The organism is Glutamicibacter sp. MOO4 (assembly GCF_056934395.1).
The window spans coordinates 1,383,170-1,404,556 of record NZ_CM167800.1 but is presented as its reverse complement, the minus strand read 5'-3'; the positions used below and the strand labels follow the sequence as shown (position 1 = coordinate 1,404,556).

At 55.6% G+C, this 21,387-nt stretch carries 18 protein-coding genes; 12 read left to right on the top strand and 6 right to left on the bottom strand.

Features of this window, described 5'->3' with window-relative positions; genetic code table 11:
- The first annotated feature begins 38 nt into the window (after nt 1-38).
- Entirely contained in the window at nt 39-1,046 is a 1,008-nt protein-coding gene (locus AC1Z3F_RS06495; protein ID WP_262197584.1) for a trypsin-like serine peptidase, read from the top strand.
- A gap of 321 nt (nt 1,047-1,367) precedes the next feature.
- Here the strand turns inward: AC1Z3F_RS06495 and valS are convergent, their stop codons facing one another.
- Nucleotides 1,368-3,986: a valine--tRNA ligase gene (gene valS, locus AC1Z3F_RS06490; RefSeq protein ID WP_483566829.1), complete on the bottom strand. Its 2,619-nt coding sequence runs from the start codon at nt 3,984-3,986 to the stop codon at nt 1,368-1,370.
- A gap of 244 nt (nt 3,987-4,230) precedes the next feature.
- Between valS and AC1Z3F_RS06485 the strand changes: the two genes are divergently transcribed.
- The 11 genes from AC1Z3F_RS06485 (at nt 4,231) to AC1Z3F_RS06435 (ending at nt 15,387) form a co-directional block, all read left to right on the top strand.
- Entirely contained in the window at nt 4,231-4,992 is a 762-nt protein-coding gene (locus tag AC1Z3F_RS06485; RefSeq protein WP_131088373.1) for an SDR family oxidoreductase, read from the top strand.
- 36 nt (nt 4,993-5,028) lie between these two features.
- A complete protein-coding gene (locus tag AC1Z3F_RS06480; RefSeq protein ID WP_262197586.1) occupies nt 5,029-5,769 on the top strand; it encodes a sirohydrochlorin chelatase in 741 nt (246 codons plus the stop codon).
- Between the two features lie 67 nt (nt 5,770-5,836).
- Nucleotides 5,837-7,537, top strand: a complete 1,701-nt coding sequence (locus AC1Z3F_RS06475; RefSeq protein ID WP_131088371.1) for a nitrite/sulfite reductase — start codon at nt 5,837-5,839, stop codon at nt 7,535-7,537.
- On the top strand, nt 7,534-8,256 hold the full coding sequence (locus AC1Z3F_RS06470; RefSeq protein ID WP_131088370.1) for a phosphoadenylyl-sulfate reductase: 723 nt from the start codon (nt 7,534-7,536) through the stop codon (nt 8,254-8,256). The genes AC1Z3F_RS06475 and AC1Z3F_RS06470 overlap by 4 nt, the downstream gene beginning before the upstream one ends.
- Before the next feature lie 10 nt (nt 8,257-8,266).
- Complete coding sequence (gene cysD, locus AC1Z3F_RS06465) at nt 8,267-9,190, top strand: sulfate adenylyltransferase subunit CysD (RefSeq protein WP_131088369.1); 924 nt, start codon at nt 8,267-8,269, stop codon at nt 9,188-9,190.
- A gap of 1 nt (nt 9,191) precedes the next feature.
- The gene (locus AC1Z3F_RS06460) at nt 9,192-10,487 is read left to right on the top strand and encodes a sulfate adenylyltransferase subunit 1 (protein WP_131088368.1); all 1,296 of its coding nucleotides are present in this window, start codon (nt 9,192-9,194) and stop codon (nt 10,485-10,487) included.
- On the top strand, nt 10,474-11,571 hold the full coding sequence (locus AC1Z3F_RS06455) for an ABC transporter substrate-binding protein (RefSeq protein WP_483566828.1): 1,098 nt from the start codon (nt 10,474-10,476) through the stop codon (nt 11,569-11,571). Before AC1Z3F_RS06460 ends, AC1Z3F_RS06455 begins: the two co-directional genes overlap by 14 nt.
- Nucleotides 11,571-12,314, top strand: a complete 744-nt coding sequence (locus AC1Z3F_RS06450) for an ABC transporter ATP-binding protein (RefSeq protein ID WP_131088366.1) — start codon at nt 11,571-11,573, stop codon at nt 12,312-12,314. Before AC1Z3F_RS06455 ends, AC1Z3F_RS06450 begins: the two co-directional genes overlap by 1 nt.
- Nucleotides 12,286-13,143 carry an ABC transporter permease gene (locus AC1Z3F_RS06445; RefSeq protein ID WP_131088365.1) on the top strand — a complete coding sequence of 286 codons (858 nt, stop codon included), beginning with the start codon at nt 12,286-12,288 and terminating at the stop codon, nt 13,141-13,143. Before AC1Z3F_RS06450 ends, AC1Z3F_RS06445 begins: the two co-directional genes overlap by 29 nt.
- Nucleotides 13,136-13,915 carry a uroporphyrinogen-III C-methyltransferase gene (gene cobA, locus AC1Z3F_RS06440; RefSeq protein WP_131088364.1) on the top strand — a complete coding sequence of 260 codons (780 nt, stop codon included), beginning with the start codon at nt 13,136-13,138 and terminating at the stop codon, nt 13,913-13,915. The genes AC1Z3F_RS06445 and cobA overlap by 8 nt, the downstream gene beginning before the upstream one ends.
- 17 nt (nt 13,916-13,932) lie before the next feature.
- The gene (locus AC1Z3F_RS06435; protein ID WP_262197587.1) at nt 13,933-15,387 is read left to right on the top strand and encodes an FAD-dependent oxidoreductase; all 1,455 of its coding nucleotides are present in this window, start codon (nt 13,933-13,935) and stop codon (nt 15,385-15,387) included.
- 94 nt (nt 15,388-15,481) lie between these two features.
- Here the strand turns inward: AC1Z3F_RS06435 and AC1Z3F_RS06430 are convergent, their stop codons facing one another.
- The 5 genes from AC1Z3F_RS06430 to AC1Z3F_RS06410 form a co-directional block, all read right to left on the bottom strand.
- Nucleotides 15,482-16,717 carry an exonuclease domain-containing protein gene (locus AC1Z3F_RS06430; protein ID WP_483566827.1) on the bottom strand — a complete coding sequence of 412 codons (1,236 nt, stop codon included), beginning with the start codon at nt 16,715-16,717 and terminating at the stop codon, nt 15,482-15,484.
- 142 nt (nt 16,718-16,859) lie between these two features.
- Nucleotides 16,860-17,303 carry a DUF2871 domain-containing protein gene (locus AC1Z3F_RS06425; protein ID WP_483566826.1) on the bottom strand — a complete coding sequence of 148 codons (444 nt, stop codon included), beginning with the start codon at nt 17,301-17,303 and terminating at the stop codon, nt 16,860-16,862.
- Complete coding sequence (locus AC1Z3F_RS06420) at nt 17,296-19,392, bottom strand: MMPL family transporter (protein ID WP_483566825.1); 2,097 nt, start codon at nt 19,390-19,392, stop codon at nt 17,296-17,298. Before AC1Z3F_RS06420 ends, AC1Z3F_RS06425 begins: the two co-directional genes overlap by 8 nt.
- Before the next feature lie 111 nt (nt 19,393-19,503).
- Nucleotides 19,504-20,121, bottom strand: a complete 618-nt coding sequence (locus AC1Z3F_RS06415) for a response regulator (protein WP_483566824.1) — start codon at nt 20,119-20,121, stop codon at nt 19,504-19,506.
- Entirely contained in the window at nt 20,118-21,365 is a 1,248-nt protein-coding gene (locus AC1Z3F_RS06410; RefSeq protein ID WP_483566823.1) for a histidine kinase, read from the bottom strand. Before AC1Z3F_RS06410 ends, AC1Z3F_RS06415 begins: the two co-directional genes overlap by 4 nt.
- Nucleotides 21,366-21,387 lie beyond the last annotated feature (22 nt).

Genomic DNA, 21,387 nt, shown 5'->3' with positions numbered 1-21,387 from the left:
CGTTAGTGGCCATGTGCCACTGGACAAGGAGTTATATCGTGCAAGTTCGTACCCTAAAAGCGGATTCATCGAAACTCAAAGGCCGACACAAGTTGGCTGGAGCCGCACTTTTCGCCGGAGCATTGATGCTCTGCACCGCACCGATGGCCACCGCAGCCCCTCACGGATCCAACGACGATATCCAGTCGATTAAGATACCTTCTCAAAAAGCAGATACCGCGATTGATTACTGGACTGCCGATCGAATGAAAGCTGCAAAGAGCGCCGATTCACTCGTCAAAGGAAAATCAGGATCCGCTGCGAAGGTAGACACGGGTAACGCAGCCAAGGTTCCAGGCCATGCAGCCAAGGCCAACGCCGGATCTTTGAAGAGCACCACTGGTGGCAAGACGCGTGCCAGCCAGGAGTCCCCAGTTTCGCACATCGGCAAAGTCTTCTTCACCCTCGGTGGGGTTGACTACGTTTGCTCCGGCAACGCTGTCGTCTCGTCAAACGAATCCACGGTATCCACTGCCGGTCACTGCTTGAACGAAGGCCCTGGAGCTTTTGCCACGCGTTGGGTCTTCGCACCAGCCTACGAGAACGGCAAGACTCCGTACGGCACTTTCGCTGCGACAGAATTGGTCACCACCTCGCAATGGTCCGGCAGCGGTGACATCACTTACGACACTGGCTTTGCAGTGGTCTCCAACAGCAGTGGAGTCACCCTGACTGACACCGTAGGTGCTTCAGGTGTCGCCTTCAACCAGCCACGAGGTATGGCCTACAAGGCCTACGGTTACCCAGCAGCTTCACCATTCAACGGTGAAACTCTCCAGTCCTGCTCAGGCACCGCAACTGATGACCCATTCGGTCAAACTCAGTCACAGGGTATTTCTTGCACCATGACCGGCGGTTCTTCCGGTGGACCATGGTTCTTGGGATCCGGTTCTTCGGGTTACCAGAACTCTGTAAATAGCTTCGGCTACAACACTGTTCGAAACACCATGTTCGGACCATACTGGGGTTCAGTAATCCAGCAGGCTTACCAGAACGCACAGAGCTAAGCGACCAACCGCCGGCGAAAGGAAGCGATGGGGCCTTTCGCCGGACTAGGTCAAAGGAAGTAGGGATGATGCCAAAAGAACACTCGTCAAAGGATGGGAACCAAGTCCCCGCCCAAAGGCATCGCCTAGAAGAAAGCGTCGACGAACAGAAGAAGCACTTCACGGAAGAACGACGTCGTGTTGCTTTGCCCAGAGAGTTGATTCGACCTTCTCCCTCAGAAGACTCGGAGTCCTCATCAGGGGAGTAGTAAGGGCAAAGAAAAGTCCGGTTGTCATTTCCACTAATAGTGGGAATGGCAACCGGACTTTCTTGGCTTGAGACTAAGCTTCTTCGGTTTCAGCCAACTCTACGTTGGTGACGGTAAGCTCGCCTTCAGCTTCAACCAAGGTCAGCTCGCGAGCGTTGGCTGCGGACTTCAAGTCCTCAAAACCAGCACGAAGCTGAGCTACCTGAGCGGCTGGAGCGTGAATTTCTCCGGAGAGAACTTCGGTGCGCTGCTTAACCTTGGCATCGGACTTTGCCTTACGGATACCCGACAGAGCAACGCCAACTAGGGGCAAGATCGCAGGATCCGCGCCTTCAACGGCCGAAGCCAAGTGATCGGTGCTTGGCCACTGGGTCAGGTGAACCGACCCGGTGCGCCACCAACCCCAAACCTCTTCGGTAGCGAATGGCAAGAACGGTGCAAACAGGCGCAGAACGGAGTCCAGTGTGGTGGCTAGAGTTGCCAGCACGCTGGCCTGCTCAGCTTCACCGTGACCGCCGTAGGCACGATCCTTGACCAGCTCAACATAATCGTCGGTGAACGACCAGAAGAATGACTCGGTGATGTCCAACGCACGAGCGTAATCGTAATTATCGAAGGCACGCTTGGCGTCCTCGATCACGGTGGACAGTCGAGCCAACAGTGAACGGTCAAGACCATTGGTGACTACTGCAGCATCGTCGGTGAGGACGTTAGCGTCGGTGGCACCCAAGTTCAGTACGAACTTCGAGGCATTCAGGATCTTGATCGCCAGACGGCGACCGATCTTCATCTGGTTGATCTCGTACGCGGTGTCCGCACCAAGCTTGGCACTGGCAGCCCAGTAACGCACAGCGTCGGCACCAAACTTGTCCAGAACTTCGTTTGGTACTACGACGTTGCCCTTGGACTTGGACATCTTCTTACGGTCTGGATCCAAGATCCAACCCGAAATCGCAGCATGCTTCCACGGTGCGCTATCGTGCAGTGAATCTGCACGAACCGCGGTGGAGAACAGCCAGGTACGAATGATGTCGTGACCCTGTGGGCGCAGATCGAATGGGTAGACCTTCGAGAAGAACTCGTCGTCGCGACCCCAACGGCCAACAATCTGTGGAGTCAGCGAGCTGGTAGCCCAAGTATCAAGAACGTCTGCGTCGCCAATGAAGCCATTGGCCACACCGCGCTGATCCTCGGAGTAACCAGTCGGAGCATCGGCGGCCGGATCAACCGGAAGCTGCTCGATGGTTGGCAGGATTGGAGCGTCGTAGTTTGGTTCGCCATGTTCGTTGACCTGGTACCACACTGGTACTGGGACGCCGAAGAAACGCTGGCGGGAAACCAGCCAGTCACCATTGAGGCCCGAAACCCAGTTTTCGTAGCGCGAGCGCATGAACGACGGGTGGAAATCAATTTCCTTGCCGCGAGCGATCATCTGGTTGCGACGCTCTTCGTCACGGCCACCATTGCGGATGTACCACTGACGTGAGGTGACGATTTCCAAAGGCTTGTCGCCCTTTTCGAAGAAGTTCACCGGACGGGAAATCTTCTTAGGCTCACCGTCAAGTAGGTCTGCTTCGGAGAGCATCTCTACAACGGTTTCCTTAGCCGAGAAGACGGTCTTAGTCGAAATCTGAGCGTAGGCTTCTTTGCCAGCTTCGGTGGTGATCCACTCTGGGGTCTCTGCGAGGATGCGGCCATCACGGCCAACGATCGGACGAGTTGGCAACTGCAATTCACGCCACCAGGTCACGTCGGTCAAATCGCCGAAGGTGCAAACCATGGCGATGCCCGAACCCTTATCGGCCTGAGCCAATGGGTGTGGATGCACGGTGACTGGAACACCGAAAATAGGCGAGGTAACGGTCTTGCCAAATAGGTGCTGGTAACGCTCGTCATCGGGGTGTGCAACCAAGGCAGCACAAGCAGCAAGCAGTTCCGGGCGGGTAGTCTCGATGAAGACCTGCTCGCCATCTTCTGCATTGAAGGCGTAACGGTAGTAAGCGCCAGGCATCTCGCGGTCTTCGAGTTCTGCCTGTGCCACTGCGGTGCGGAAAGTGACGTCCCACAGGGTTGGAGCTTCGGCCATGTAGGCGTCGCCCTTGTTCAAGTTGTCCAAGAAGGCGCGCTGTGAGGCGGCGCGTGAGTTGTCGTCAATGGTGCGGTAAGTCATGCGCCAGTCCACGGACAGGCCAAGGGTGGTGAAGAGCTGCTCAAAGACCTTTTCGTCTTCAACGGCTAGTTCTTCGCAGACCTCAATGAAGTTCTTACGGCTGATGACATCCCAGTCACGCTGGTTCTTCGCCGGCTTTTCTGGTGGGCGGTAACCCTCGATGTACGGCTTGGTCGGGTCGCAACGGACGCCGAAGTAGTTCTGTACACGGCGCTCGGTTGGAAGTCCGTTGTCATCCCAGCCCAGTGGGTAGAAAACATTCTTGCCAGTCATGCGCTGGTAACGAGCCAAGACGTCGGTCTGGGTGTAGGAGAACATGTGTCCTACGTGCAGGGAACCGGACGCCGTTGGTGGGGGAGTGTCGATGGAGTAGACGGCCTCGCGGGTCGTGTCCTCGTTGAAGTGATAGGTGCCCTCGGTGCGCCACCGGGACGAAAGACGTTCTTCCAAGCCTTCCAAAGCGGGCTTTTCAGGAACGGTAACTGTTGCGGGCGTGTCTGTGCCCAAGTTGTCTTCTGCCATATCCCTATTCTTTCATGTTTTGAGCAGTGCCTTGGCATTCGTTGTCATGGCCTGCGCCACGAAGACTAGGAGTACTTCCGCCCTTTGTTCGCAGGGCTTTGCGCCTAAAGGTAGACGCTTGGTCTACGGCACGTTGATTTGGGCATTTTCAAACTGTGTAACAGAACAAATAATTACCGTGTTGAAACGTAAGAGAAATTCATGCCTTACCAACTGGTAATCAACTAGTCCTACAGTTAGAAGCATGGATAACTTTGAAACTAAAACTCCTCGTTCCGCCGTGGTCACTGGTGCCTCCAGCGGAATTGGTCAAGCAACTGTTCGAGCACTTCGTGATCAGGGGTGGACGGTATTTGCCGTGGCACGCAGGGCTGATCGTTTGGAGGCCCTGGCCAAGGAAACCGGAGCAGTTTCGGTACCTGCTGACGTGAGCGTCCAAACAGATGTTGATGTTCTAGCAAAAACTGTGCAGGTAGCAGGTGGTGCAGACACACTGATTAACTGTGCTGGTGGCGCACGCGGCACCGAGTACTGGGCCGAAGCAGTGGATGAAGATTGGGAATTCATGTGGCAGGCAAATGTCATGGGAACTATGCGCCTGACCCGTGCGTTGCTTCCGCAACTACGCCAAGCTCGTGGCACCGTGCTGAACGTGACCTCAACTGCGGCGTTGGCCAGCTATGAAGGTGGCAGTGGGTACAACGCAGCCAAGGCAGCCGAGCGTGCCATGACCAAAGCGCTCCGTCTTGAGGAAGTTGAAAACGGTATTCGAGTCATCGAAATTTTGCCTGGTCTTGTGCAGACCGAGGAATTTTCGCTTCGACGCCTTGGCAACCAAAGCGCCGCAGACAGTGTTTACGCCGGTGTGGAAAATCCGCTGTCCGCCGAAGACGTTGCCGAGGTGATCCGCTACGCGGTGAGTGCACCAGCCCACGTGAACCTGGATGAAATCGTGATTCGTCCGCAGGCGCAGGCTGCTAACCACAAGCTAATTCGCAACGCGTAACAAACGTTTCGCATTCCACCGGTGAGGACCAACCTAATGAGCCAATCAACCCCGCGCACGATTCACGTTCTTGCAACATCTCATGGCACCGACAACGCCAATGGCCAACAACTGATCCACGATTTACGAGATCAGCTTGAAGCGCTAGCCAAGGAAGAATTGCAGGTTAAGCTCGCTTGGCATGAAGCATATGTCGACGTGCAACAACCGTCGCTGGACGATGTAGTCGCCGCCTTGCCGGATTCCGAACCAGCAGTGATCTTGCCGCTGCTGGTCTCGGACGGAGTACACACAACCTCAGATATTGCACAGGCAGTGCAATCCCGTGAAAACACGGTTGCAGCCGGTCCACTAGGGCCTTTGCCACAATTGGCACAGGTGCTGGCCAGTCGCGCACGACAACATTTGGACAATGATCCGGTACTCGTCTTGGCCGCAGCCGGGACCCGTTTAGAAGTAGGTCAGATTCAGGCGCAAGACCTTGCCAGCCAAATCGCGCAGATTCTGAATCGTGAAGTGCTGGTCGGTTATTGCGCCGGGGCCAAACCACAAATAGCTCAAGTGGTGGACGACGCAATGAAGCGACCGGTGGTTGTACTTAGCTCATTGCTGGCCGACGGGTACTTCCAGCACAAACTCGCTAGCACGGGTGCAGACGTTGTGACAAGACCGCTGTTACCTGACGTAACTATTGCTCAATGTTTCCTTATGCGTCTTAAAGAGACGTTAGGAACGGCCGGTTATGTGACGCCAAATGACGAAGTTCTAACTTCTTAGTCATTGAGCGGTCATATGACCGCACGCGTTTGCTGACCCCATGGGGTAGGTTTCTACGCTTGAATACATGACGCAGACAACCACACCCGCTCGTCCAAAACGGGCGTCAAAGCCCAACGGCCAATGGAAGATCGACGGCACCACGCCGCTGAACGCCAACGAAGAGATGAAGGCCGCCGATAACGGCCTGAATGTGCGTGAACGTATCGAGAACGTTTACTCCAAGCAAGGCTTCGACTCCATTGATCCTGAGGACCTGCACGGACGCTTCCGCTGGTGGGGCCTTTACACCCAGCGTGCCCAGGGCATCCCCGGTGGCAAGACTGCAACGCTGACCCCTGAAGAACTTGAAGATCGCTACTTCATGCTGCGCGTGCGCATCGACGGTGGCGCGCTAACCACTGAGCAGTTGCGCGTCATCGGCCAGATCTCCGTCGACTTCGCCCGCGACACTGCGGATCTGACCGATCGTCAGAACATTCAGCTGCACTGGATCGACGTTGTTGACGTCCCAGAGATCTGGCAGCGACTTGAAGCTGTAGGCCTACACACCACCGAGGCCTGCGGCGACGTGCCGCGCGTCATCCTCGGTTCTCCTGTAGCTGGCATCAGCAAGGACGAACTTATTGATCCAAGCCCGGTGATCGCTGAGATTTCCCGTCGCTACATTGGTCGCCCAGAGTTCGCGAACCTTCCTCGCAAATTCAAAACCGCCATCACCGGCCACCCAAGCCAAGACGTTGTGCACGAAATCAACGACATCGGTTTGATCGCTACGGTTCACCCTGAATTGGGCGCGGGCTATGACCTGTGGGTTGGCGGCGGCTTGTCTGCAAACCCACGCCTAGGCGAACGATTGGGTGCCTTTGTCACCGAAGAGCAAGCTCCCGATGTTTGGGAAGGCGTTGTTTCGATATTCCGTGACTACGGTTTCCGTCGCCTACGCAACCGTGCACGTCTGAAGTTCTTGCTGGCCGAGTGGGGCACCGAAAAGTTCCGTCAGGTGCTGCAGGACGAATACCTCGGATATGAACTTCCTGATGGGCCGTTGCCGGTTCAGCCTGAAGAAGCAGGGGACCACAGCGGAGTACACGAGCAGAAGGATGGCAAGTTCTACATCGGCCTGACCGCTCCGGCCGGACGCGTTTCGGGCTCGTCGCTGATCGCTTTGGCAGATCTGGTGCAGTCCCATGGCTCCACCCGACTGCGCACCACCCCACACCAGAAGATCATTGCCTTGGATATTCCTAAGGACAATGTGAAGGACTTTGTCGGTGCTGCCCGCGAACTGAAGCTTGAGGCCTATCCAAGCCTGTTTAAGCGTTCGGCTATCGCCTGCACCGGCATTGAATTCTGCAAGCTGGCCATTGTGGACACCAAGGACACAACGATTGATGCCGTAGCAAAGATCGAAGATCGTCTTAAAGACCACGAGGGCAAGCTGCCACGTGCACTGAGCCTGCATGTTAATGGTTGCCCGAACTCTTGCGCCCGTATCCAAACCGCTGACATTGGGTTTAAGGGACAGCTGATCACCAATGACCAGGGCGAACAGGTTTCCGGATTCCAGGTACACCTAGGCGGTACCCTTGCCGGTTACGAAAATGGCGAGGCCGCCTTGGGCCGTACCGTGCGAGGCCTGAAGGTCGCCGCCGATGAATTGCCCGAATACGTTGAACGTGTTGTGAAGAACTACTCGGAAACCGCCACCGAAGGTGAATCATTCGCCTCGTGGGCACACCGAGCAGAAGAGGATGAACTGAAATGAGCGAACAGACTCCAACCCGCGCCCGTACCGAAGCCGAACTGCGCGAAATCGCAAAGCTCGGCGCCGAAGAACTGGGATGGGACGCCACCGCGGCCGAGGTTATCGCCTTTGCCGCTAAGCACCTAGATGTTAATGAAGTTGCTGTCGCCTGCTCGATGGCCGATGCGGTTCTTCCACACCTAGTGGCCGAACAACTACCTAAGGTAGATGTGCTCTTCCTCGATACCGGATACCACTTTGTGGAAACCCGCAGCACCCGAGATGAAGTTGCCCGCTCTTTGGACGTCAACGTCGTAGACGTTTTTCCAGAACTCAGCGTTGCTGAACAGGATGAAAAGTACGGCAAGGATCTCTTTGCTAGCAATCCTGCGGCCTGCTGCCAGATGCGCAAGGTTGATCCGCTGGCCAAGTCGCTGGCTGGCTACAGTGCATGGTTTACCGGCGTACGTCGTGACGAAGCGCCAACTCGAACCAACACTGAGCTGATCACTTTTGATGAAAAGCACGGCCTGATCAAGTTCAACCCGCTGGCACCGTGGACCTTTGACGAGCTCATTGACTACGCCACCGAAAAGCAGGTGCCAGTGAACCTCTTGCTCTCTAATGGCTACCCATCCATCGGTTGTGAACCCTGCACCAAGCCAGTTGCTGAGGGCGAAGACCCTCGCGCCGGCCGTTGGGCAGGACTAAACAAGACCGAGTGCGGCATCCACATCTAAGGAAAAGGCCATGACTATTATCGCTAACGCCCCGACAGGCACCCAGCGCAGCGTCTTGGACGCTCTGGAAGCCGAATCCATTCACATCATCCGCGAAGTACTTGCCGAATTTGAGAAGCCAGGTCTGCTCTTCTCCGGCGGCAAGGACTCCGTTGTAGTCCTGCACCTGTTGGCTAAGGCCGTGGCACCACTGCGCGTGCCAATCCCAGTGGTACACATCGACACCGGCCACAACTTTGACGAGGTCCTGAGCTTCCGTGACTCCGTCGTGGAAAAGTACGGACTGAACCTCGTGGTTGGTTCCGTTCAGGAATACATCGACCGCGGTGAGCTCACCGAACTGCCAGACGGTACCCGTAACCGCCTGCAGACTCGTGTTCTGCTGGACACCATTGAAAACAACGGCTTTGACGTTGTCTTCGGCGGCGCACGCCGTGACGAAGACAAGGCCCGCGCCAAGGAACGCATCCTCTCGCTGCGCGATGAATTTGGTGTGTGGGATCCACGTAATCAGCGCCCAGAAATCTGGAGCCTCTACAACGGACGTCACGAGCCGGACTGGCACGTACGCGCGTTCCCGATCTCCAATTGGACCGAACGCGACATCTGGGCCTACATCGAGCGCGAAAATATTGAACTGCCTCCGATCTACTTTGCCCACACCCGCGAAGTTTTTGAACGCGATGGCATGTGGCGTGCGCTGACCCCGGTCAGTCAGCCCAACGAGGACGAGCCAGTGATCCTCAAGCAGGTTCGTTACCGCACCGTTGGTGACGCTAGCTGCACCGGTGCGGTGCTCTCCGCAGCTGACACCGTTGGCAAGGTGCTGGACGAATTGGCCATCGCCACCGTGACTGAACGCGGCGCTACCCGTGCCGATGATCGCATTTCCGCCGCGGGTATGGAAGACCGCAAGACCGAAGGGTACTTCTAAAATGACGACCACACTATTGCGCATCGCCACCGCTGGTTCGGTGGACGACGGCAAATCAACTTTGGTTGGCCGCCTGCTTCACGACGCCAAGGCAATTCTTGCTGACTCGCTGGATGACATCGCACGTACCAGCGCCGAACGCGGCTTTGGCGGTGCCGACGGAACCCTGGATCTAGCTTTGGTCACCGACGGTTTGCGTGCAGAACGCGAGCAGGGCATCACCATTGATGTTGCCTACCGCTACTTCTCCACCGACAGGCGTTCGTTCATCCTGGCCGACTGCCCGGGCCACGTTCAGTACACCCGTAACACCGTCACCGGTGCGTCCACCGCTGATGCGGCGATCGTTTTGGTTGACGCACGTAATGGCGTATTGGAACAGACCCGTCGCCACCTCGGTGTGCTCGCCTTGCTGCGTGTGCCACGCCTGGTAGTGGCCGTGAACAAGATGGACCTAATCGGTTGGGATGAAAAGGGCTTCGGCGACATTGAAGCTGAAGTACTATCCCTCGCAGCTGAGTTGGGCGTCCAATCCACCACCGTTATTCCAGTCTCTGCACTACAGGGCGATAACGTCGTTGAGCCTTCGCAGGCAGCTAGCTGGTACACCGGACCAACCCTGCTCGGTCTGCTGGAAGACATCGAACCAAAGCTTAACGGCGGCGTTGCACGACTGGACGTACAGTACGTGATCCGTCCGCAGGGTGCACTTGCTCCAGGGCTAGATCCAGAACAGTACCGCGATTACCGTGGCTACGCGGGCACCTTGGTAGATGGCGTCCTGAATGTGGGGGACACCGTACAGGTGCTCTCCAATGGTCATCCTGTCACCAGCCGGGTGAAGGGGATCAGTACCCCAGCAGGCGAATCCACGCAGGCTCAGGCCGGCGACGCAATTGTTGTTGAACTTGATTCCAACCTGGACATTGCTCGAGGCGACACGATCGTGGCCGGTGAGCTGCCAACCCCACAGCGCGAATTCCAAGCGAATATCTGCGTCTTGGATCCGGTGAAGCTAACCAACGGCCAACGCCTGCTGATCAAGCACGGTACCAAGGTAGCTGCAGCGAAGCTTTCCACCGTTGACTATGTCATCAACGTGGCCGACTACTCGCAGCATCCTGCCGATAGCTTGGAGCTCAATGACCTGGGTCGCATCACCCTGCGTAGCCAGGCAGCATTGGCCATCGAGCAGTATGCAACTTCGCGTACTGGCGGTAGTTTCCTGTTGATTGATCCTACCTCCGGGCGCACCCTGGCTGCGGGGATCATCGAGGAAAACAATGAAGCAGCCTGATCTGCCAGAGCCCGCAGAAAACAAAGACCGCGTACGTTTGACCGCACACAGCGGCAAGACCGGGTACCGTAGCCGGTTCCTGGGCCTAGCCGCTGTGGGGGTCTTGGCAGCTGCAGCTGTAGTGACCACCTTCCTGCCGGGGCCAAATGAGATTCAGGCCAACGCCGCTGATAAGGGCCCGGCCGAAGAACTGAAGATTGGTTACTTCGCTAACCTCACCCACGCGCCGGCGCTTATTTCACAGTCCAAGGGAATTCTCAAAGACCAGCTGGACTCGGACGGCACGAAGATTGAAAGCCAGATCTTCAACGCCGGACCGGCTGCAGTGGAAGCTTTGAATTCCGGGGCCATTGACGCCGCATATTTGGGGCCAAACCCAGCGCTGAACAGTTACCTGTCCAGCCATGGTGAGTCGCTGAATGTGATCTCCGGTGTCGCTTACGGTGGCGCAAGTTTGGTTGTCAACGACAAGATCACCAAGCCAGAGCAATTGGCGGGGACTAACCTGGCAAGCCCACAGTTCGGCGGAACCCAGGACGTGGCCCTACGTAACTACGTCAAGGGTCTAAAACTGAGCCAGGATGCCACCGTGACACCAAGCTCGAATGGCACCGTTGCTCAGCTCTTTGGCCGCGGTGAGATTGACGGCGCATGGGTTCCAGAACCTTATGCCTCGTTGCTTGTTGAAAAGAACGGCGGTCACCGATTGGTGAATGAAGCTGATCTGTGGCCTGAGGGTAAGTTCCCAACCACCGTTCTTGTGGTTTCAAAAGATTTCATGGCAAGCCACCCGGCAACTGTTCAGAAATTGGTGGATGCCAATACTGAAGCAATTGATTGGCTAAACACCGCTGACGACAAGGAAAAGTTGAAGGCAGTGCAAGAAGCGTTGGCTAAGGCCAACGGCAGTACCTTTGATGAAGCGGTTATTGCCGCGGCGCTGAAGGAAGTCAACTTTAGTTCTGATCCGCTTCCGGAAACTTACCAAGAGCTGGTTGACCACGCTCTGGCCGTAGGCGTTGGAACCGGCGGAGACGCTGACGGACTGGTTGACACTCGTTTTCTCGACAAACAGGAGCGGTAATGGGAGTTCTGCTAAATGAAGTTTCCCTGAGCTACCCGGGTACCGGGCTGGTTATCGACCGGCTCAGCACAGAAATTGAAGACGGCGAATTTATTGCCGTCCTCGGTGCCTCGGGCTGTGGCAAGTCCTCGTTGCTGAACATGATTGCTGGTCTCCTTGCACCAACCTCGGGCTGGCTCGAAGTTCCCAAAGATGGCGCAGCATTCATGTTCCAGGACGCGAACCTGCTGCCATGGCTCACCGCGAGTGAAAATGTCGATTTGGCGTTAAAGCTTGCCGGACATCCGGCGGACAAACGCGGAGCGCGAGTTGAAGAACTGCTCAAGCTGGTCCAGCTAGGACATGCCAGCAACAAAAAACCGCATGAGCTGTCAGGCGGTATGCGTCAGCGAGTGGCCCTAGCCCGAGCCTTGGCTCAGGACCGACAGGTTCTCTTGATGGATGAGCCATTTGCGGCTCTTGACGCGATAACCCGTGACATGTTGCACGAACAACTGCGCTCGTTGTGGGAACAGACGGGCAAGACCATCATCTTCGTGACTCACAATGTACGCGAAGCGATTCGACTCTCCGGTCGAATTCTGGTGCTCTCCTCCCACCCGGGACGCATCCTGGAAACCCGGCGCATCACCGATGAGCTACGCAATAACCCGACCCAAGCAGCGGCCCTGGCCGATGAACTGACCACGATCCTAAGGAAGGAGCAACGGAAACATGAGCTCAATGACCGAATCTCGAACTAAGTTGAAGCCCGTGCTTGCCCTCAAGCTGCGCCCTAGTGGCCGGCTCGATGCACTGGTTGCTCCGTTGCTTACCGTGGTAGTACTGGTGAGCCTGTGGCAGATCGTTTCGTGGGTTAGCCCGCTGCGTGAAGACTTGTTCCCAGGTCCAATATCTGTGGCGCAAAAGCTTCCGCAGCTGCTTGCCGACGGTTCGCTTGTATCGGCTGTGGGCAATTCACTCTTCCGCGCAGTGAGCGGATTTGTGATTGCCGTGGTGATCTCAACACCGTTAGCTTTGCTCCTTGCGCACCAGCCATTGCTGCGCAAGGGCGTGGGCCCGTTGGTTTCGGCTATGCAGGTTTTGCCGTCTATCGCGTGGGTGCCAGCAGCCATTATTCTTTTTGGTCTCAGCGACGCAACCATTTACACGGTGCTGTTGCTGGGTGCGATTCCATCGATTATCAATGGCTTGCTTTCGGGCATTGACATGATTCCTTCGCAGTACAAGTCGCTGTCCAAGGTGCTCGGTGCTTCCAAGTGGGAGCACATGCTGCACATTGAGTTACCAGCAGCTATGCCTGGGTACGTAGCTGGTCTACGTCAGGGCTGGGCATTTGCTTGGCGTTCATTGATGGCTGCAGAACTCATTGCCGTTGGTGGTTCGTTGGCCCTGGGCGTTGGCTCATTGCTTCAACGAGGACGCGACTTGGCAGATCTTTCGCTGGTTATGCTGGTGATTCTCACCATCCTGTTGGTTGGTGTACTCATTGAATTGGCCGTCTTCGCTCCTATTGAACGCAAACTATTGCGTGACCGTGGCATGAGCCGTACGGGGGAGAGCAATGGCTAAAGGACATATCACCCTTATTGGTGGTGGCCCGGGAGATCCAGAGCTGATCACCGTAGCCGGATACAAGGCTTTGCTTTCCGCAGATGTTGTTCTGGCAGACCGTTTGGGTCCCACCGCATTGTTGGCAGACCTCTCAGATGATGTTGCCGTCATCGATGTGGGCAAGGGCCCGGGCTGTCACGTGAAGACCCAAGACGAGACCAACGAACTGCTGGTCAAATACGCGCTGGAAGGCAAGCACGTTGTTCGCCTCAAGGGCGGGGACCCATTTGTTTTGGGCCGTGGCGGCGAAGAAGTGCTTTACGCAGCCAAATACGGAATTTCCACTCGCGTGATTCCTGGTGTCACCAGCGCGATTTCGGTGCCGGGTGCTGCAGGAATTCCTGTCACTCACCGGGGGATCGCCACTGGATTCACCGTAGTTAGTGGTCACACTGAACTTGCAGATGTTCCGGTTCGCTCTGATCACACCCTGGCGGTGCTGATGGGCGTATCTAATTTGCCACTAATTGTTGAGACATTGCTTACCCGAGGTTTGCCGTCAAGTACGCCGATTGCGATAGTTGAGCGAGGTTACTCACAGACGCAACGCACAACTATCGGTACGCTAGAAGAGATTGTAGTGCGCGCCCGCAAGGCCGCAGTGGCGAATCCGGCCGTCATCGTTATTGGTGATGTCGTTCGGCTAGCCCCGGAAGCCTCCGACCAACTGGTAGACCTCCTGCCGCTAGAGAACGCCGATGCCACCGAGCCGGCCTCATTCGTTGACTAAGAAAGAGAAGTTGTTTGATGAGTGAAATTATCGTCCCAGAGCACCTAAACTCCCGCGCACTGCGTGTAGCCATTGTTGGCGCCGGTCCTGCTGGCATCTACGCCGCGGACCTGCTGAACAAGAGCCAGCCAGTCGCCTCGGGTGAACTGAAGCTACATGTAGACCTCTTCGATGAGTTGCCTACTCCTTTCGGTCTGATCCGCTACGGTGTGTCCCCGGATCACCCGCGCATCAAGGGCATTATCAACGCTTTGCACAAGGTGCTTAATAATGACTGGATCGATTTCTATGGCAACGTTGGCCTTGGCCGCGACATCAGCCTAGAAGATCTACGAGCACGCTACGACGCCGTGATCATCTCCACTGGCGCCCAGAAGGATGCGGACCTGAATATCCCAGGCATCGACTTCGAAGGATCCTTCGGCGGTGCAGACTTCGTTTCTTGGTACGACGCACACCCAGATGCTGATAAGAATTGGGATCTTTCGGCCAAGGAAGTTGCTGTTATCGGTAACGGCAACGTTGCCTTGGACGTGGCACGTATCCTCTCCAAGCACGCTGACCAGCTGTTGGAAACTGAGATTCCTGAGCACATCTACGAGCAGCTCAATGACTCCGCCGTGACCGACGTGCACGTCTTTGGCCGTCGTGGTCCAGCTCAGGTGAAGTTCACCCCACTGGAATTGCGCGAACTTTCGCACTCCAAGGATGTAGACATCGTCCTTTACCCAGAGGACTTCGAGTTCGACAAGGCTTCGGATGAAGCTATGAAGAGCAACAACCAGACCAAGACCATGGTCTCCACCTTGACCAACTGGCTCATTGAGCAGGAAGAACGTGAAGAGGAACCAAGCGCTTCACGTCGCCTGCACCTGCACTTCTTGCAGTCCCCAGTTGAGGTTCTCGGCGAAGACGGCAAGGTTACCGGTCTGAAGGTAGAGCGCAACGAACTTGATGGAAACGGCGGCGCCCGCGGCACCGGCGAGTTTGTTGACTACCCACTGCAGGCTATCTACCGCGCAGTCGGCTACTTCGGCTCCGCAGTAGAAGAGATCGAATACGACGGCGCCAAGGGTGTTCTTCCAAACGTGGAAGGTCGCGTTCTTGACGCAGCAGGCACCCATGTAACTGGCCTGTACGCTACCGGTTGGATCAAGCGTGGACCTATCGGCCTGATCGGTCACACCAAGGGCGACGCTCTTGAGACCATCACCCACCTGCTTGAAGATTTGGGCAACCTGGCGCAGCCAGAGTCGACAGAGTCGATTTCTGAGCTGCTTGAAAGCCGCGAAGTTGCTTACTCGGATTGGGACGGCTGGAAGACCTTGGATGAGCACGAGAAGGACCTGGGCGCGTCCGCAGGCACCGTCTCCACTCGCTTCGGTGACATCACCCGTGACCGCGTGAAGGTTGTAGAGCGTGAAGAGCTTTTGGAAATCTCACGCGCAAAAAAATTAGCTGAGAGTCTGTAAGCTTCACCCCAGACTCTGGTGCTCAATGGCGGTGACTGCTAGCAAGAAATTGCTAGCAGTCACCGCCATTGGTGTATTTGCCTACGTTCGTGAGTTACAGCAGCGTCTTCCATAGATAGTCCTCGCCGACTACTGGTATTCCGTAGTCCCGGGCCTTTTTCGCCTTACCCGAAAGCGAGTCAGGGTCAGCGGCAACCAATAACGCTACCTTTTTCGTTATCGCTCTGTGTGGCGTGTATCCGGCGGAACTAAGCTTTGCCTCGATATCCGAGCGCGGTTGACTCATGTCTCCAGTTAAGACGACCAAGGATCCGGGTGCGATTCCTGCGCTGTGGTGTCCAAGCGGAGGACGCTTGTTGGATTCGAACTCAGCTGGTCGATCTCGAACCGAATCGATCAATGTTTGGGGCAGTCCAAGCAAAGCGATGACCTTTTCGAGATCCTTGATTTCCTCATCGGTGAGAATTCCGTCTGACCAAGCGGTATCAACGAGCTGCTGAAAATAGATTTTGTGCAGTGCCAGAGCACGATCTTTGTCTAATCCGATTTCCTGAGCAGCTTGAATCAATTGCGATTCTTCGTGAGCTGAGAGGTATCGATCCATGAGTACCAGGTCTAGTAGCGCTAGATAGTTTTCTTCTGATTCAGTCCCGAGAAACTCGGGAAGTTCAGCCGCCAGTTTTTCGAGAAAATGCTCTGTGGGTTTCTTGGAAGTCGATTGGCGAATCACGGGAACGATTCGATTTTGGGGTTCCGAAGAAAACCAAGCAGCAGCTGATGCCAATTGTAGTTTGGCGTCCCATTCGCGTTCGTCAGGATCTAGTTCCATGTAACGAGCCAGTAGCACCGCGGTAGCTGCGGCATCACCTGCAGCGCTGTGGGAGTTTTGCAGTTCGATGCCAAACGAGTCGCAACAGTCCTGCAGAGACCGGCCAGCGCCCTGCAAATATCGATGAGACATCCGCATGGTGCAAATACCCTGGTCTAGAAAATCAACTGGAACAGGTACGGAACTATTTCGGAATTCTGCTTCAAGAAATCGAGCGTCAAATGAAAGGTTGTGAGCGACTAGAACCGTGCCGGAGAGCCTCCAATGGAGCTCTTCCGCGACTTCTTGGAAGGTCGGAGCGGCCAGTATGTCGCGACTCTGGATTCCATGAATTGATTGTTTGCCAAGATCGCGCTGGGGATTTATCAACGTTTCCCATCGTTCAACTATCTCTCCGGACCGAGTCATGGTGACAATCGCAATTTCGGCGATGCGATCGTTGCCTCCAGGGAAGAGCCCTGTGGTCTCTGTATCCAGAATCGAGAATAATGCGTTGTTCAATTTTGCTCCTCCGGAGAACGCTGTTGCCTCAATTTATAGCAGGGACACACCCCAGTATGGGAAGAAAACGTCTCAGGAAAGACAACAGCTCAGGCACTAAGTGCCTGAGCTGTTGCATTATTCGGTTTTGCCTAGTTACCGGTTAGCTCGCAACCGCAGCCTTTTCGAGGGTTTTGCCTTCGGTCACGTTACGGCGAAGCATGACGAACAGCAGGACCATGCCCGCAGTGATAGACATGTGGCCTAGCCCCGCGATGCCAGAGATCATCGCAGATGATTCAATTCCTAGCACAGTCATGATGCCGTGGGTTAGCTGCATGCCGGCGGTCAGAACAACACCGACGTTGTAGGTACCCATGAACCATGCAAACATCTTGCGGTGCTTGCTCAGCGTGAACGCCTTTTCCAAAAGCAAGACCAACAGGAGCATCATGAAGCCCAGGATCAGCAAGTGTGTATGCACCACCGAGAGCTGGGTTGACTGACCTTCGGGGAAGTCATTGATTTTGGTGAATTCGCGGTAGAACAGTCCTGAAGCGACGCCGAGGATCATGTAGATGAAGGAGAAGTTGACGAGCTTACGCATTGATTTCACTTTCTTTGTGAGCTGATGAATCTGCAGGAGCTTCTGCAGAGGACGATGATTTGCCGAATATGGGTCGCTTGGCTGAACCCAGTACGGAGAAGAGGGCTGGGAGCAATAGCGTTCGGACAACGAAGGTGTCGAGTAAGACGCCAAGTCCGACTATCAAGCCCAGCTGACCAAGCACGGTGAGCGGCAAGGTAGCCAACGCTGCGAAGACTCCCGCCAGAACCAATCCGGCGCTGGTGATCACTGACCCGGTACGGCTTGCTGCCTGCACCACTGCTTTGCGGAGTTCAAGTTCTTGAACGTCTTGTTGGACCCGATGGGTGAAGAAGATCGTGTAGTCCACACCCAACGCCACCAAAAAGACGAAGGCGAGGAGTGGAACCTGAACGTCCAGGGCCTTGGCGTCAAAGACGAGTGAGGAAACCAGTGAGCCTAACCCAACGGCAGCGGCGGCACTGAGCAGGTTTACCAGTCCTAAGGCGAGGGCTGTACGCCATGAACGGGTAAGCCATCCGAGCATGACCAAACAGATGATCATGATCAATGGGGCAATCACATACAAATCACGCAAGTGCATTTGATGTGAGTCCAATTGCGCAGCGGTTTGTCCGCCAATGAGTACTTGCTCTTGATCTGCGGTAAGCGTGCGAAGCTCGGTCACTAGCTCCTTCGCCGCAGCTGAGTTTGGATCAACTTCGGGAATGACGGAAATCTGCTGCCAGTCCGAGGTTCCTACCTGCGTTGCAGCGCCCACACGCTTCACGTTCTCTACTCCAGCGAACTGACTGTTCAGCGCATCAACTTGATCTGCATGAGCAAGGACCGTAATTGGTTGGGCTTCGCCGGCCGGGAAATGAGCAGAGAGTTGTTCCATTGCGGTAGCCGACTGTGTTGGCGTACGGAATTGTTCCGTCTGCGACAAACCGATTCGAGTTCCGGCCAGCGCGCTAGCAAGTACCAGCAAGAGAACTACCAAGGCAGTCAGGTTCAGTCCGGGACGAAGCATTACTACTCGTGCTGCACGTCCGAAGAAATTCTCTTTTGTGATTTCTGTTCCGGGGCGAGGGATCAACGGCCAGAAGGCTTTACGTCCGCTCATTGCAAGTACGGGAGGCAGAAGTAATAGAACAAAGATTGCAGCGATCAATAGTCCGGCCGCGCAGACAATACCTAGTCCACGAGTGTCGTCCATGACGGCTAGGCCGAGGGTCAATAGCGCAAGGACGACGGTGAGGTTTGAAGTCAGGATGGCTGCGAGGCTGGAAGTCCAAGCTTTGCTCAGTGCTTGACGATGGTCGTCGGTCTTGTGCAGTTCGTCGCGGTAGCGCGAGATCAACAACAGGGCGTAGTTGGTACCTGCACCGAAGACTAGGACACTGAGCACGCCTGAGTCGAAGCTTAAGCCCCAGAGGTTGCCCAACAGATTAGCTACCAGCGAGGCGCTACGGTCGGCTATGCCTACAACGGCTAGCGGAAGCAACCACAGCACAGGCGAGCGGTAGGTGAGAATGAGCAGCACAGCAACGATGCTTACGGTGACTGCCAGCAAGGTGAAATCGGCCCCTGCGAACGCGTTGGTGATATCTACAGCGAAGGCGGTGGAACCAGTTACTCGCAGATCAAGACCCTGAACTGGATTTTGTTGAATCCAATCACGGATATCCTGCAGTGTTTGTTTGTCTGCTTCGGTAGACACCGTGCTCCACGAAAGCGGGAGCATTGCTGCTTGCTCATCATCGCTGAACAAGAAGCGACCACCGGTAACCTTTGCACCCTCGGACAGTGCCTTGCTTTGGCTCTCTAGGTCGCTCTTGTCTTGATTCGTGAGAGCAGAACTATCAGTCTTCGTGGCGACCAATAGGGCGGTGGTGTTGTTGGCTGAGGTGTTCTCGTCCAAGATCTGTTGAACTTTGGCCGAGTCTGAGCCGTCTACTAATGAACTGTCGGAACGGGCTGGAGCTTCAAGACTGCTGAGCGCTCCAAAAAGAATGGCGATACAAGCGATTATTGCGCCGACCCAAATGCGGGCGCCGCGGCGGCTGGTCAGTGACTGAGCAACCCGAGAAACAACTGAAACTTTCATAGTTCCAGTTAACGAGAATTTGCTGTTCCAGCCATCGTGGAATGAGCTGAATAAAAGATCAACCGAAAGGTTGAGACGGGCTCTGGTGTGTTGTTCTGACCCAGAAACGAACTAGAGCAGACCGTGGTCCTTAGCCTTATTGATTGCGTCGGTTCGTGTGGTTGCCTGGAGCTTGTCGAAGATGTGCACCAAATGCGTTTTGACCGTAGCTTCGGAAACAAAAAGCGCCTTGGCGATCTGTTTATTGCCCGCACCGGTAGCGAGTTGTAAAAGCACGTCGCGTTCACGTGCTGTGAGTTCCACTTTGGGTCGGCGCATCCCTTCAACAACACGCAGCGTCATTTCTGGGGCTAGCACCATGTGGCCGGCGGCGGCTTGTCGAAGGGACTCGACGATGGTCTGAGCGCTGACGTCTTTGAGCAGATAACCGCAGGCCCCAGCTTCAATGCAAGCTAATATCTCTGAATCTTTGTCAAAGGTCGTCAAGATCAATACTTGCGGAGCCTTGGGAAGTTTACGGATGGCAGCGGTTGTTTGCGCACCATTCATGCCGGCGCCTAATCGCAGGTCGCACAGCACCACATCAACCGCCGTGTCTTTGACGAAGTCCACGGCTTGCTCGCCGGTGGAGACCTCGCCGACAACGTGGATATCCGCATAATTATCAAACAATGCGCGAAGGCCAGTGCGAACAATCGGGTGGTCATCAACGAGCAGGATCTTGATCATGAGTTGTCCTTTGCAAAGTGCAGTGGAAGGTGAGCGCAGAGGGCAGTACCCTCGCCAATGGCGCTCTCTACGTCCAATCCTCCGCCAAGTTCATTAAGCCGACGGTTCATGGCGGTCAGCCCGAAGCCACCTACGGGCGTATTGTGTTGCAGTTTGCCATTCGGTGGGGTGAAGCCGCGCCCATCATCGACGATGTCTAGGCGTACTTCGTCGTCACTGTAGCTCAAGCTGAGCACCACAGTGGTGGCCTGCGCATGGCGTCGAACGTTGGACAGGGCTGACTGCGCGGTACGAAGCAGGGCAATCTGCAGGCTTGGATCGAGCAGGGGTAAACCAGGCTCAATATCTACTCTGCTCTTCACCCCGGAATCTGTTGCGAAGTCATCAAGGATGCGGGAGAGGGCTCCGGCGAGCGCTTGGGAATCAAGTTCTGCTGGAGCCAGCGCGGCGATGATTCTGCGGAGGTCTGTCAGGGACTGCCCGGAGAGATGGTCGATCCGTTCCAAAGCCTCGTTGGCAGCATCGAGGTTGCTTGCAGCGCTTGCGGCTTTTGCATGTAACCCGATAGAGGAAAGCTGCTGAGCAATGGTGTCATGGATTTCTCGGGCCAGCCGAGTACGCTCGGCTGCTATGCCTGCTTCATGCTGCGAACGGGCCAGCTCCTCTTGTAAGGCTGATGTCTCTTCTTGAGCACGCATCAGGGAGTTGACCAATGAGGTGCGCTCCTGCGCATCGCGTTCCATCTGTAAGTAACCACGCGAGATGCCCCAAGCGAAAAGGCCACCGACCAGTGGGCCCGCCGCCGCGGCAACGTTGAGTTCCCCGTGGTGTAGAAAGGGTGCGATCAACGTGAATGCGTAGACCACAACGGACCACAGTATGGACGGTACAAATGGAAGCTGGTGTCCCAGCAGGAGCCAGAGGCTAAAAGCTAGCCACATGAATTCTGCAGAGACAAACAGGCTGACTATCCAAATGGTCAGGAGGATTGCTAACCACCAAGCGGGCCTGTTGATGATCTTGTTGTTGGTCAATGGAACGAACCCCATGGCGTACCAGCAAGCAAAAAGTACCGAGACCAGGACGGCCGCCCAAAGATGCTCTGGCGTTGAGACTTGTCGCAGCATCGCAATCACCAGCAGTATGGCCGTGACTAGATGCTGACCCCACAACAGCACCCTTGGCGATGCCAAGGAATGCTGCTGGATCTCTAGGTCCAGTCGTTGTGGCTCATTAGTACTCATGAATGCCAGCCTACTAAAGCTG

Excerpts from the sequence above, each read along its gene's own strand:
- AC1Z3F_RS06470 (WP_131088370.1), top strand. The coding sequence starts at position 7,534 with ATGAGCGAACAGACTCCAACCCGCGCCCGTACCGAAGCCGAACTGCGC.
- AC1Z3F_RS06415 (WP_483566824.1), bottom strand. The coding sequence starts at position 20,121 with ATGATCAAGATCCTGCTCGTTGATGACCACCCGATTGTTCGCACTGGC.
- AC1Z3F_RS06445 (WP_131088365.1), top strand. The coding sequence starts at position 12,286 with ATGAGCTCAATGACCGAATCTCGAACTAAGTTGAAGCCCGTGCTTGCC.
- AC1Z3F_RS06480 (WP_262197586.1), top strand. The coding sequence starts at position 5,029 with ATGAGCCAATCAACCCCGCGCACGATTCACGTTCTTGCAACATCTCAT.
- cysD (WP_131088369.1), top strand. The coding sequence starts at position 8,267 with ATGACTATTATCGCTAACGCCCCGACAGGCACCCAGCGCAGCGTCTTG.
- valS (WP_483566829.1), bottom strand. The coding sequence starts at position 3,986 with ATGGCAGAAGACAACTTGGGCACAGACACGCCCGCAACAGTTACCGTT.
- AC1Z3F_RS06450 (WP_131088366.1), top strand. The coding sequence starts at position 11,571 with ATGGGAGTTCTGCTAAATGAAGTTTCCCTGAGCTACCCGGGTACCGGG.
- AC1Z3F_RS06410 (WP_483566823.1), bottom strand. The coding sequence starts at position 21,365 with ATGAGTACTAATGAGCCACAACGACTGGACCTAGAGATCCAGCAGCAT.
- AC1Z3F_RS06475 (WP_131088371.1), top strand. The coding sequence starts at position 5,837 with ATGACGCAGACAACCACACCCGCTCGTCCAAAACGGGCGTCAAAGCCC.
- AC1Z3F_RS06420 (WP_483566825.1), bottom strand. The coding sequence starts at position 19,392 with ATGAAAGTTTCAGTTGTTTCTCGGGTTGCTCAGTCACTGACCAGCCGC.
- AC1Z3F_RS06460 (WP_131088368.1), top strand. The coding sequence starts at position 9,192 with ATGACGACCACACTATTGCGCATCGCCACCGCTGGTTCGGTGGACGAC.
- AC1Z3F_RS06435 (WP_262197587.1), top strand. The coding sequence starts at position 13,933 with ATGAGTGAAATTATCGTCCCAGAGCACCTAAACTCCCGCGCACTGCGT.
- AC1Z3F_RS06425 (WP_483566826.1), bottom strand. The coding sequence starts at position 17,303 with ATGCGTAAGCTCGTCAACTTCTCCTTCATCTACATGATCCTCGGCGTC.
- AC1Z3F_RS06485 (WP_131088373.1), top strand. The coding sequence starts at position 4,231 with ATGGATAACTTTGAAACTAAAACTCCTCGTTCCGCCGTGGTCACTGGT.
- AC1Z3F_RS06455 (WP_483566828.1), top strand. The coding sequence starts at position 10,474 with ATGAAGCAGCCTGATCTGCCAGAGCCCGCAGAAAACAAAGACCGCGTA.
- cobA (WP_131088364.1), top strand. The coding sequence starts at position 13,136 with ATGGCTAAAGGACATATCACCCTTATTGGTGGTGGCCCGGGAGATCCA.